The sequence below is a fragment of the Hujiaoplasma nucleasis genome, from assembly GCF_013745115.1.
Lineage (GTDB): Bacteria > Bacillota_I > Bacilli_A > Izemoplasmatales > Hujiaoplasmataceae > Hujiaoplasma > Hujiaoplasma nucleasis.
This window is the reverse complement of the sequence record NZ_CP051151.1, coordinates 587,186-599,348: the sequence shown is the minus strand read 5'-3', so window position 1 is coordinate 599,348 and position 12,163 is coordinate 587,186. Positions and strand designations below refer to the sequence as shown.

The window sequence follows — 12,163 nt, the reverse complement described above, 5'->3', positions numbered from 1 at the left end:
GACTATGATTCTCTTAATAAGTTATTCGAAAATGAAAAAATCTATGATATTATTCATTTTACTGGTTGTTAAGCAGTTGGAGAATCTGTTGAACAACCACTTAAGTATTATTTCAATAACCTACTTTCTACAATAAACTTAAGCAAAGCTTGCTTTAGAATATAATGTAAGAAAGCTTATATTTTCTTCTTCAGCATCTGTTTATGGAGTTGGATAATAACTATTTGGTTAATCTATACAGTTGTTAGAAAGAACCAATCCTTATGGTGTAGCAAAAGTTATGAGATAACGGATTTTAATTGGCACTGTTAAAGCAAGCAAGGATTTTTTCTGTTACGCTATTAAGATATTTTAATCCAGTAGGAGCTCATGAAAGCGAGCTGATTGGTGTAGTGCCTACTGGTATACCCAATAACTTAGTACCATATTTTATCCAAGTTATTAAAGGAATTAAAGAAAAATTTGTGGATATATGGAAATGATTGTGAAACTGTTGATGGAATAGGCGTTAGAGATTACTACATGTTGTTGATCTAGCAAAAGATCATCTCTGTGCATTAAAATCTTATAAATCAGGTATAAATATATATGACCTAGGTACAAGGAAAGCAACATCAATACTTGAACTTGTTAATTCATTTATGAACGCAAATAATGTAAATGTTCCACATGAAATAACTTATAGAAGACCATGCGATATAGCTATCAGTTATACAGATACTACAAAAGCTAAAGAAGAGCTAGATTAAGAATCAAAGCTAACTATAAAAAATATGGTTAGAGATGCTTGGAATTTTGAAATAAATTTAAAATAGTGTGTTTGAAGTAAAGGGTTTCATAGAATCGGCAGTTGTTTCAGAAGGACTGCGACAACCGGGCACATAACTGTATGAAAACTGTAACATTTTGCCGCAAATGTCGACATATAGACGTCAACTCACCTTGCAATGTTTTTCAAAAAACAAAAAATTGTGTGTGTTAAAGTATAGGGTCACACGTAAAATTATGTTCAAAGTGAAGGGGTTCATAGAAACCGACAGTCATTTCACTAGGACTAAGGCATGGAGTCGAGGGGATTTAAACTTTTGATAAAAATAACTTGACTTTTGCTCTTAGTTGAGATGTTAAGCGATGTTTTAGTTTGTTGAAAAAAAACTATAAAATGACAGTCCATAGTGTAGGGTCAACTCGCAAAATTAGGTTCAAAGTGAAGGGTTTCAGCGAAACCGACAGTTGTTTCACTAGGCCTGCGACAACGTATTTGAGGGGATTTAAACTTCGGATTTTGACACACAGTTATGATCTTAGTTTAGATGAAAAGTCCACATTCAACACGCTCTAAAAAAACAACACTTTTGTGTTTTAAAAGTAGAATATTAACCTCAACAGTCTAACCTAAAGGGTTAGTATGACAGTACATACTAAAGGGACAAGGCCCTTGTAGTTAATAGATAGTATATTTAATTGGGAGTTTAAAATTATGGTAAGTAATAATTATATTAAATGTTCAGTATGTAACACTAGTTTTAGATTGCGAACTCAAATTGGCTTCTCGAATATTACTATCAATTTTAATTGTCCAAATTGTCATACGCAAATCACTGGGCTGGTAACAATACCTAGTGAACCTAAACCTGAAATGAAAAATCTTGGCATTGAATTTTTAGTTAATAATGCAGAGGTATTTAATTCTACGAATGATTTAGCTGATTTTGTAGTAGAGTTATCATCAGAATTTTTACAACAAAAAGTTGTTAAGGATGATGATTATTTTCAACCAACTCCGTTTATCAGATCATTTGCTTCATATGGGAAACAAGGAATTGATAATTTAATCAGGTTGAAAAACGCTTTAATTAGATTATTTAAATATAAAAATGAATATACGATAATTTCAAATCTATGGAACAGTGAGAAATTTAGAACATTAATTATAAAATTAAACGAGATGTCACTAACTAGGTTAATGATTGATACTTGGAAAAAACCAAAAGCCTTTAAGATTACCAATGAACTAGAAATGTTAATGGTTGTTCACCAGTCGAGAGTTTTTTTACTATCACCATTTATTGAGAAAAATAGAAGAAATAGAATTCTCGACTACCCAACTACGTTTAATAAAATAATTAATTCTTCTGAACACCAGAAGATTGTTAACTTATCAAAGTTACTAGGAGATAAGAAGTATTATATTGACTTTGAAAAAAGAATGCATGAAATAACTTTGCAGTACATGGAAATTTTACCGGATTTTATCCCACTCTTAAACTCGATGGATGAACTGAAAACCGACATTACTAGTGGTAAATATACAGTTACTACAAAACATGTAGCATTGCTAACTGCTTTTTATGCTAAAGCATATGAACTGTTTTGCGACAAAATTGATTTGATTATAGGTTTAAACAACATAACTGTAAGAGGAAATTGTAATTTATTTTGTGTGTCTTCAGCAAAGGTTGGGTTTGATAACGTAATTAACTCTTTTAATTCGAAATATATGAAATTATCTAGTTTATTGTGCGTTTTTGATACATTTAGTTTACCTTACACGGGATTGATTTCGAACAAAATAAGAAATGCAGAAGGACATTTCGATCGAGACTTTAACATTGATAAAAACACTATTATTTTTAAAGATTCTCATCGTGGAAGAGTAAGTGAAATTGAGATGGATTATCTAGAATTTTGTAGCGCAACTATAAAATTATTTAATGCATTAAACGAGTTATTTGAAGTCAGTTATCAAATGGATAAACTATATAGAATATCACTAATAGGTACTTCATAAAGGGATTTTTTTAAAGAGATATTTTTCAAGGAGTGGATGAGTAAATGGGTTATGATTATGAAAAAGGAAAACAAAGAGTAGAAAGCATTCTTGATATTAGCACATCTGTTGAGAATGTAGATAGTATTCCTAAAGATGAAAGTAGATGGACTTACGATAACGGGATTAAAAGTTGGGTTACAGCAATTTTTGTTGACTTAAGAGGATCTACAGAATTTTTTGCAAAAACAAAAAAAGAAGATGTAGCAAGAACAATCAGAGCTTATTCATCAGAAATAATTGAAATAATGAAATCATCGACTTTAGTGAGAGAAATAGGCGTTAGAGGAGATTGTGTTTATGGTGTTTTCAGTTCACCAAATAAACAAACAGAAAATGAACTTTTTAATCTTTGTGTTTGGCTAAACACATATATAAAAATGCTAAATAAACTACTTAAGAAGAAAAGCCTTAATCCTGTAAGGGCTGGTATCGGGATGGCTACATCTGAAGATTTGATCATTAAAGCTGGGAAAAAAGGTAGTGGAATCAATGAAAAAGTCTGGATAGGTGAAGCCTTGGCGAAAGCAGATTATCTGTCAAAAGTAACTTGTAAAAATTATGGAAATGAGACAACATCTTCAAGTATTGCAATAAGTAACACTTCATATATTAATATTAAAGAGTTTAGTAATAATGAAGAATTATTGAAAAAACATCCTTATCAAGATTATTTCACGAGTAATTCAATTAAAACTGAAATGAATAATTGGATAGATAGTAATATTTAGTTTTATGCTTAGAAAAAGATAGGGGTATTTTATGGAGTCATTAATTATTAATAATGCTATAACAGTTGTTATTGATATGAGGAATTCTTCAAATTTAATAAATGATGATAATGATGTGAGATTAGCAGAAAAAATTATATTAGAGTTTAATAATTTAATCCATGATAATAAAGGAAGTGTTGTTTTTTCTAAATCGACAGGTGATGGATATATTTTAATTTATGAAACAGAAAAATTCTTAAAGTCTTATAAAATACTAAATAAATTAATTACAGAAGTTATTTCATATATCAAAAATTTAGCTTTAGCGTATCCAAATTTAAAATTGGGATACGGCATTGGAATGCAAAAATCACCGGTTAAAATAATTAAGTTAGAATCAAATATCCATAAATCAGAATTTTTAATCGGACAATCCATTAATACTGCAACAAAGTATGCATATTATCATAATCGGACATCCCTAGAACACAAAGAGTTTATTTTTGATGGTATACTTACTACAAAAACAATAAATAACCTGCTTTCAAAAGAGGGTTTCGAAGAGCTTTATAAGTGTAAGGAAAAATCTGGTATTAGTGCTTATAGAATAAAATCATTAAAAAGGAGATAAAAAATGTTTCATCTATTGTTAATGTTTCATTTGATTGGTGACTTTATTATTCAAAATGATAATGATGTAGCCACGAGAAGTAATAAACCTTTTATTGGAAGTGTTCTTCATGCACTTAAAACGTATGTTTCCTATATTGTTATGCTGACAGTTTTTTGGCTTATTGTGAATCCAGGTAATTTTGAATTGTTGTTTGTTTACGTTTTGAAGTTAGGTATACTCGCTTTAATGCATTTTTTAATTGATTTATTTAAATCTTATTTTGTTAAAATTAAAACAAAGATTCCATATGTAAAAAACATTAAAAACGAGAAGTTTAATATATGGATATTGATTTATGATCAACTAGTCCATGTATTTAGTATTTTACTCTTATTAGAGTTGTTTATTATAGATGATATATCAACTATTGATCAACAAATTATTATAATTGTTAATGCTGTCTTAATAGCGACATTCTTTGGCCATGAGTTTATAAAACTTTCAATGAACTGTATACTAAAAGAGTATGTGCATGATGAAAATTTCAAATTAGCAAAGTATATAGGAATACTAGAACGATTATTAATAACACCAACAATTATTATTGGTGTTTATGAAGTATTGATAGTTGTCTTAGGTTTAAAAGTTTTTTCTGACTTTAAACGAGAAGAATCTAAGATAATAAATAGAAATGCTTTTATTATCGGAAATCTCTTATCATTGTTAATGGTGTTCATCGGAATACTGTATTATTATACTTTTATGGAACTTTTATAATTATTACAAAAGAAATGTTAAAAACAATTGATATGAAACAATTTTATCATGATATATTAGCGTATAAAACACTTGGGATGATAACACTATGAAAAACATAATAAATGAAAATATCGATTTAACAAAAATAACAAACCTAAAATCTAGCTCTTGGGAATCTTTGTCAGGAAAAGATGAAGCATTTCTTTTATCTTCAAATCTAAAACTGGATTGGGAAGAGTATGAATTTGAAATTATTAGAGACGAAAATAATGTTATAGAAGCTCTAATATCTTATTACCTTGAAAGAGAAAAACAGTTAATAGAGATTGACCACTTTGAAGTGATTTATAAAAAAAATATGAATGGGACAAGAATAATGAATAAATGTATTTCTGAAATGAAAAAGATTGGTGTAAAGATAATTAGGGTCAACGCACTAAATTCTATTGGGTTTTGGAAATCTCTCAATTTTCAATTAACTTCTAATAGTGATAATACTGAAATGATTCATTATTTATAATAAGTATTGATCAATTGCTTTTTATGAAATAAATGTATTTTTAGATTATAATTATCGATTACATAAAGGTTTTGAACAATCAAAATATCGAGTTTGAGGAACAAAATCAAGACTCGATAGTACAAGTTAATCGGTAAATATTAACAATAGTAAAAAGAAAAACTTATAGTTTTTCGCTAAATAACTGATAACGTCTTGTCTAGAACATAACTATCACTATGTTCAAAGTGCAGGGTTTCAACGAAACCGACAGTTGTAAGTGCAGGGCCTGGACATAAATGCGAGAAACTGTATGAAAACTGTAACAGTTTGCCTGCAAATGTTGACATATAGACGTCAACTCAGCTTGCAACGTTTTAAAAAAAACACACAGTTGTGTGTGTTAAAGTGTAAGGTCTACACGCAAAATTTTGTTCAAAGTGAAGGTTTCATTGAAACTGATGGGACTGCTACTTTTCTCGACTATATAGCATAAAATGTATGCAAAAGTAAGTTTGAAGATTTTTTAAGGAAAAATTCTAATATTTTTGTATAAGGAGATTATTTGTATGATTACATTACGTGAAAGCTTAGAAGAAAAAAGTTCAAACATGAATGCAATAGTTATTGACAGTGATGATACTGTTTTATTTGAAGGCTCTATTAGAGATTTATTTACTAATAATAACCGACTTCTAGAAAGAGAAGTTCTAGAAAAGCCATATATTTCTAAAGGTAATGACTGGTATAAAGTTAAAATTAAGTAATGATGCTGTAAATATGTAGTTCGCATTATTTAATGGAGAAACTTATAATAATATGGGGTGGGGAAAATGTCTTTTAAGACTGAAACAAGAAGTATTTCAGAGGTATTTCAAAGATCGTCGAGATATATAATTCCTAGATATCAAAGGAGTTATGTCTGGCAAAAAAATAATTGGAGTGAACTATTATCTGATATTAGATTCACAATGATCAACCAACACGACTTATGGTCTCATTTTTTAGGAGCAATAGTATTAAGTACAGAGACAAGTAAAAAACAAAGTGAAAAAATATCTGGAATTGATGATTATGAAATAATAGATGGACAACAGCGGATTACCACTGTATATTTATTGCTAGCAACAATTAAATCACTTTTTATGGAAATGCAAACTGATAAATCTTTGAAACGGGCTGACTATATTAATAATACTTTTATTACATCATTATCGACTGACTCTGAAAAAGTAATTATGATTGACAATGACGAACTTGATAGAGATATTAAAGAAATACTTGATAAAACTACCGAAATAAATAGAGTTAAAAAATCAAATAAATTATATAACTTAGTTAATTATCTATACTTAGAGTTAAAAAACTATGATTTAAATAAATTAGATGCATTTTTGGAAAGGTTACTTGATATTAAAATTGTTGAGATTGTATCAAACCAAGAAGAGGAGATTTACAATATATTCGAAGTGTTAAATGCTAGGGGACAAAAGTTAAAACAAATAGAACTTCTTAAAAATCATTTAATGAAATACATTCAACCTAGAGATGACAAGTTTATTGATGAAGCAAAAGATAAATGGAATAGCATTATATTAAATTCAAATCATTTAAATAATGTCGATGATATGATTAATCATTTTGCAAAATGTTATATTGAAAAGAGTGCTGAGAACTCGAATTCTGTTTATAAACTTATAAAAAATGAAATTCCATTAGAAAAGTTATCAAATCTTTTAGATGATTTATTAAGATTTTCAACTGCTTATAAGAATATAAGTCCAAAACAACACAGCTCATTAGTTATAGAGTATTTCGATATAAAAAGAAATCAGCAAATTAGATCTCTTCTAACATCCATAGAGTTAAAGCGATTGGATGGGGTTATTGATAATGATGTTTTTGAAAAGACCATAAAAAATCTTCGTAATTTTGTTTTTATCTTTAATGTCACACAGCAAACAAGTAATAGAATAGACAAAATAGTATCTGAATTTGCTTATAGAATATATTATTCAAACTGTATTAATGATTATCTTTTTAATATGACACAATTTTTTATACGGGTTTCGGAATATGTTGATGAAGACAATTTTACGAAAAATTTTCCAATGAATCCATCGTTAAGATATTCTAATAAGGAATCTCGTTTAAAAAGAAATTCAAGACTTGTAAAATATGTTTTATTGAATTATCTGCAAAAAGAGCAAAAAGACTCTAGTCTTGATTCCACTAATTTAACTATAGAACACTTGATAAGCGATGATGGTGATACTGATAATGCAACCATTAAAAATCTAACTTTAACCACTCAAGTGATTAATGAAAAATTAGCTAATAAAGATATAAACGAAAAAGTATTGATTTTAGAAAGTGATTCCTCTATTGTTCTAAATAAAACTCTTAAAAATTATATTAAAAATGGAATGTTTGGCCTGGAAAAGAGACAAGAAGAAATTATAAGTGCTATATGGAATGATATTTTTAATTTTACAGCAACGCCATTTAATATTTCAAAGGAGAATGTGACTAGGTATTTTGAATTAGATGATTTGTTAAGAGACGAGGAAGACTTATTGAATCATCTAAAGGATAGAGGAAAACATTTTGAAATTTCCTTACAGAGGGATCCAAAATTATATGAGATGAAAGAAAAATTTAATGCCATTTTAGATGCTAATTGATTACAATATTCTTTCTTTTAAATTTGCGCTAAAATAAATAACATATCTACAATAATTACTAAAGGGTTAGCATACAAAAGTATGTTTAAAATAAAAGGTTAACTTCAAGATTTTTTCATCAATGTTTTTTTTGAAGTTTAAATTATACTAAATGACAGTATATACTAAAGGGACAAGGGCCATTAATGACGGTGGTGAAAATTGATTCTTCATAATTTTTATAGAAACCCGATAAAGTCTTTGTTTAGACCATAAGAGACATTGTGTTCAAAGTGAAGGGGTTCATTGAAACCGACAGTCATTTCACTAGGACTACGACATGGAGTCGAGGGAATTTGAACTTTAGATAAAACGACCTTGACTTTTGCTCTTTATTATGCTGTTAAATGGTGTTTCAATTTGAAGAAAAAAACTATAAAATGATAGTTCAAAGTGTAGGATCAACACGCAAAAATAGGTTCAAAGTGAAGGGTTTCAGCGAAACCGACAGTTGTTAAAGCAGGACTGAGACTTGGAATTGAGGGGTTTGGAACTTTTGATAAAAAATACTTGACTTTTGCTCTTAATAGAGATATTAAATAATGTTTTGATTTTCGAAAAAAAACATATTCAAAGTGATGTGTTTTAGTGAAATAAAAGATTTATTAGACTTATGGTAATAATGATATTGATCAAACTATTACAATCTAAATTAAAAGCAAAACATATTTATTAAGTATTGAGTATAATATTTTCTTGGAAAAATGTCGTAGTAGTAAATTGTGAATATTAAAATTTAGGGAGAAAAAAATGAAAAAATACTCTTGGTTATATGATCTATTGTTAATTATTCTTTACATCGGCGTCTCTTGTTTAGTTGTAATTAACTTTTGTAGTAATTCTTATAAGATATCTTCAGAAGACGTGATATTAGTCCTAATTTTAGTCACTTTAACACTGAGTAATAAATTTAATAATTTTTCAATTGGTAAGCTATTTACAATTTCAAATACATTAGAAGATAAAATGAATGAAAATAAAGAACTAAGAGCGGAAAATATTAATTTAAGAAATAATTTGCATAATCAAAATTTGCAAATGATGAATGTTAGTTTTCCCTCTGTTGCAAAAAATCCAGTTGAATCAGCTACTGAGGAAGAAATTAAAGAGAAAGATGAATTTTTTGAACAACTAGAAGAAGACATTGCTGATAATGAATTTGAGGAGGATAAATAAATGGAACGTTTTAACAGAAGAATTGACCATAGAAAGTTTAGAGAGGAATTAGAAAAAAGAACTTTTGATTATTTAGAAACGAATTCTTTGAAATATTTTGGTTCTACTTCATCTATACGATATAACATAAAATTATCTGATAAATCTAGCGTAAATGATTTTATATCAAGTAAATCACCTGTTTTTGATGGTATGGTACAAAATATTAATGGAGTATATTTTATAGAGGTTCTATTTTTATCTAATCCAAGTATATCCATTATGTATTTCGAAAGATTCTATTATATGTTAAACAAGGTTATACTATTTTCCAAAAGAAATAATGTTCCATCATCGCTACTACTTGTTCTTAGATATGTTGATGAAAAATTAACACCTGTAGTTAAGCAACGATTTTATAGAGATTTTGACTATGCACTAGAATCTGGACTACTTAGAATAGAGTGGCTTAAAGTAGATGAAAACGAATTAAATGAATTTATTATGAGTGATTAATATAGTTAATCTTAATATAGATCTAGTCCATAGAAAAAGTATCAAAAATAACAGTGCACACTGTTGGGGGCGGCAAGAAAAGACTATGTTCAAGGTTAAGTGTTTCAGCGAACCGACAGTTATTTCAGACGGATCAACACATCTTTATTATCAACTTCAACAATTCTAACTGAAATATAGAATATGTCAATATTTAATAAAAATCTTTTAAATTAGTTCTATAGAAAAAGCCCAATAATTTTAATCTTTAATCAAATATGATTTAGATTATTAGGCTTATAGTTTTTATTCGTGAAAATATCACTTCTCTATAGTATTAATGTATCATTTTTTATTGTGCATTCTTTTTACTTTTTGGATGGTATTTTCTTGGTGTATTCTTATGGTTTTACTTTTTCTTTTTTCTATGTTGTGTCAATTGAGCATTATTTGAATTGATGATTGCTTTAATACCTTTTAATTCTATATCATATGGATGTTCTTTATTAACAGCTATTTCCATTTTAATATGTTTTTGTATATCTTTTAATAGAAAATAATCTTCTTCACATATATATGATATAGTTTGACCTTTATGATTGGCACTACCTGTACGACCTATTCTATGGATATAGGTTTCAGACACATCAGGTAGATTATAATTGATGACTAAAGATAGTTCATCTATATCAATACCTCTAGAAGCAACACCCGTTGCTACTAAGACCCTGACTTGTTTTTGTTTAAACTTATATAAGGCTTGATTTCTAGCACTTTGTCATTTATGATTACCATTCATCTAGATCAGGTAAGATACCAAGAGAGTTCTTAAAAGACTTTTCTGGTTATTTACATGTGGATGGTTATAGTGGTTATAATCATATAGATAACGTAACATTAGTAGGCTGTTTAGCGCATGTTAGAAGATATTTCAATGATGCTTATAAACTCATTGAAAATACTGAGGATGCTAAAAAATCAAATACAGCTAAGGGATTAGCCTATTGTAATAAGTTATTTGATTTAGATAGAGAATCTAAAAAGTTAGAAATTGAAGAACGATATGCTTTTAAACAAGAAAAGATCAAACCTATATTTGATGAATTTTCAACATGGCTTAATCAAGCATCTATCAATGCGTTACCACAATCTAAGTATGGAAAGGCAGTAACTTATGCACTGAATCAAATGCCTAACCTTATGCATTACTTAGACAAGGCTGAACTTGACATTGACAATAATCGGGCTGAAAGATCAATTAAGCCATTTGTGATTGGAAGAAAGAACTGGCTATTCAATCAATCTGTATCTGGTGCACAAGCCTCAGCTAGATTATATTCAATTGTACAGACGTGTTTAATAAATAATGTGAATCCTTATAATTATTTAAGTGATACTTTAACCAAGTTAGCTAATATGACCATTAATCAAGAAACAGAAATCGAAAGTCTATTACCATGGAATTATATAAGTTAAAACCTAACAAACCTCAAACTCTGATTTCATTGATATGATACCTCTAAAGTAGACACTATAAAAAAAGAAAATAATCAAAATGATTATGAGTATTTATTATGGAAGATACTTTGGAGGTATTTTTATATGGGAAGAAAACTGAAATATAGTAAGGAAGCAAAGTTAGAAATTGTAAGAAGATATATAGAAGGAGAAAGCGCAACAAAGTTATCACAAGAGTTTTCAATAGGTGTGAAGTATCCCGAGAGAATGATACTTGAATGGAGACACAAGTATGAAGCTTTAGGTGAAAGTGCATTTAATACTACGGATAAGAACAAAACATATAGTAAAAAACTAAAGTTGGCAGCAATAAGTGATTACCTTAACGGAGAAGATTCGATGGAGATGACCGTAAACAAATATGGAATTTCATCTAAGTCAGTGTTAATAAATTGGTTAAACAAGTATAATAGTCATATAGAAACTAAGGATTACGATCCTAAACCGGAGGTCTATATGGCAAAGTCAAGAAAAACAACATATGAAGAAAGAATAGACATAGTAAAATATTGTTTAGAGCACGAGTTAAACTATAAAGAAACAGCAGTTAAATATGGCGTAAATTACGCCCAAGTATATGTATGGGTAAAAAAGTATAAAGAGAATGGTGAAGAAGGATTAACGGATAAACGAGGACGAAAGAAAACTGAATCTGAAATGACAGTTGAGGAAAAATTAAGACATCAGTTAAAGAAAGAACAAGCTCGTAATAAGTACTTAGAAATGGAGAACGCAGCTTTAAAAAAGTTGGAAGAAATCGAAAGGCGGGAGATAGTAGAAAGAGCAAGAGAAAATCTACAAAGCGATTTTCGAATTAAGCGAAACATATCCAGTAAAGAGTTTATGTGATTTATATGA

General features: G+C 28.5%; 12 protein-coding genes and 1 pseudogene. 12 read left to right on the top strand and 1 reads right to left on the bottom strand.

What is annotated here, in order from left to right:
- The first annotated feature begins 299 nt into the window (after positions 1-299).
- From HF295_RS02650 to HF295_RS02605, 10 genes are all read left to right on the top strand, one after another.
- Entirely contained in the window at positions 300-482 is a 183-nt protein-coding gene (locus tag HF295_RS02650) for a hypothetical protein (RefSeq protein ID WP_312032302.1), read from the top strand.
- 1,049 nt (positions 483-1,531) lie between these two features.
- Positions 1,532-2,791: a hypothetical protein gene (locus HF295_RS02645; protein ID WP_312032301.1), complete on the top strand. Its 1,260-nt coding sequence runs from the start codon at positions 1,532-1,534 to the stop codon at positions 2,789-2,791.
- A gap of 44 nt (positions 2,792-2,835) precedes the next feature.
- Positions 2,836-3,561: an adenylate/guanylate cyclase domain-containing protein gene (locus HF295_RS02640; protein WP_312032300.1), complete on the top strand. Its 726-nt coding sequence runs from the start codon at positions 2,836-2,838 to the stop codon at positions 3,559-3,561.
- A gap of 31 nt (positions 3,562-3,592) precedes the next feature.
- Positions 3,593-4,174 carry a hypothetical protein gene (locus HF295_RS02635; protein ID WP_312032299.1) on the top strand — a complete coding sequence of 194 codons (582 nt, stop codon included), beginning with the start codon at positions 3,593-3,595 and terminating at the stop codon, positions 4,172-4,174.
- A gap of 3 nt (positions 4,175-4,177) precedes the next feature.
- A complete protein-coding gene (locus HF295_RS02630) occupies positions 4,178-4,933 on the top strand; it encodes a DUF3307 domain-containing protein (protein WP_312032298.1) in 756 nt (251 codons plus the stop codon).
- An 88-nt stretch (positions 4,934-5,021) separates the two neighbouring features.
- Entirely contained in the window at positions 5,022-5,435 is a 414-nt protein-coding gene (locus HF295_RS02625; protein WP_312032297.1) for a hypothetical protein, read from the top strand.
- Between the two features lie 548 nt (positions 5,436-5,983).
- On the top strand, positions 5,984-6,181 hold the full coding sequence (locus tag HF295_RS02620) for a hypothetical protein (RefSeq protein ID WP_312032296.1): 198 nt from the start codon (positions 5,984-5,986) through the stop codon (positions 6,179-6,181).
- 66 nt (positions 6,182-6,247) lie between these two features.
- Positions 6,248-8,098, top strand: coding sequence for a DUF262 domain-containing protein (locus HF295_RS02615; protein ID WP_312032295.1), 1,851 nt, complete (start codon positions 6,248-6,250; stop codon positions 8,096-8,098).
- Between the two features lie 789 nt (positions 8,099-8,887).
- Positions 8,888-9,313, top strand: a complete 426-nt coding sequence (locus HF295_RS02610; protein ID WP_312032294.1) for a hypothetical protein — start codon at positions 8,888-8,890, stop codon at positions 9,311-9,313.
- Positions 9,314-9,808: a hypothetical protein gene (locus HF295_RS02605; RefSeq protein WP_312032293.1), complete on the top strand. Its 495-nt coding sequence runs from the start codon at positions 9,314-9,316 to the stop codon at positions 9,806-9,808. It begins immediately after the preceding gene.
- Positions 9,809-10,196: 388 nt separating this feature from the next.
- Here the strand turns inward: HF295_RS02605 and HF295_RS02600 are convergent.
- Positions 10,197-10,553 (bottom strand): annotated as a pseudogene (locus HF295_RS02600) (helicase-related protein); the annotation flags it as partial.
- A 14-nt stretch (positions 10,554-10,567) separates the two neighbouring features.
- On the opposite strand from HF295_RS02600, the gene tnpC reads away from it, so the two are divergent.
- Both tnpC and HF295_RS02590 read left to right on the top strand, forming a co-directional pair.
- On the top strand, positions 10,568-11,263 hold the full coding sequence (tnpC, locus tag HF295_RS02595; protein WP_312032602.1) for an IS66 family transposase: 696 nt from the start codon (positions 10,568-10,570) through the stop codon (positions 11,261-11,263).
- A gap of 126 nt (positions 11,264-11,389) precedes the next feature.
- Positions 11,390-12,154 (top strand): helix-turn-helix domain-containing protein, encoded by a 765-nt coding sequence (locus tag HF295_RS02590; protein WP_312032292.1) that lies wholly within the window; start codon positions 11,390-11,392, stop codon positions 12,152-12,154.
- Positions 12,155-12,163: the final 9 nt, after the last annotated feature.

Coding starts and splice junctions, on each gene's coding strand:
- HF295_RS02615 (WP_312032295.1), top strand. CDS start 6,248: ATGTCTTTTAAGACTGAAACAAGAAGTATTTCAGAGGTATTTCAAAGA.
- HF295_RS02635 (WP_312032299.1), top strand. CDS start 3,593: ATGGAGTCATTAATTATTAATAATGCTATAACAGTTGTTATTGATATG.
- HF295_RS02625 (WP_312032297.1), top strand. CDS start 5,022: ATGAAAAACATAATAAATGAAAATATCGATTTAACAAAAATAACAAAC.
- HF295_RS02590 (WP_312032292.1), top strand. CDS start 11,390: ATGGGAAGAAAACTGAAATATAGTAAGGAAGCAAAGTTAGAAATTGTA.
- HF295_RS02605 (WP_312032293.1), top strand. CDS start 9,314: ATGGAACGTTTTAACAGAAGAATTGACCATAGAAAGTTTAGAGAGGAA.
- HF295_RS02620 (WP_312032296.1), top strand. CDS start 5,984: ATGATTACATTACGTGAAAGCTTAGAAGAAAAAAGTTCAAACATGAAT.
- HF295_RS02610 (WP_312032294.1), top strand. CDS start 8,888: ATGAAAAAATACTCTTGGTTATATGATCTATTGTTAATTATTCTTTAC.
- HF295_RS02630 (WP_312032298.1), top strand. CDS start 4,178: ATGTTTCATCTATTGTTAATGTTTCATTTGATTGGTGACTTTATTATT.
- HF295_RS02640 (WP_312032300.1), top strand. CDS start 2,836: ATGGGTTATGATTATGAAAAAGGAAAACAAAGAGTAGAAAGCATTCTT.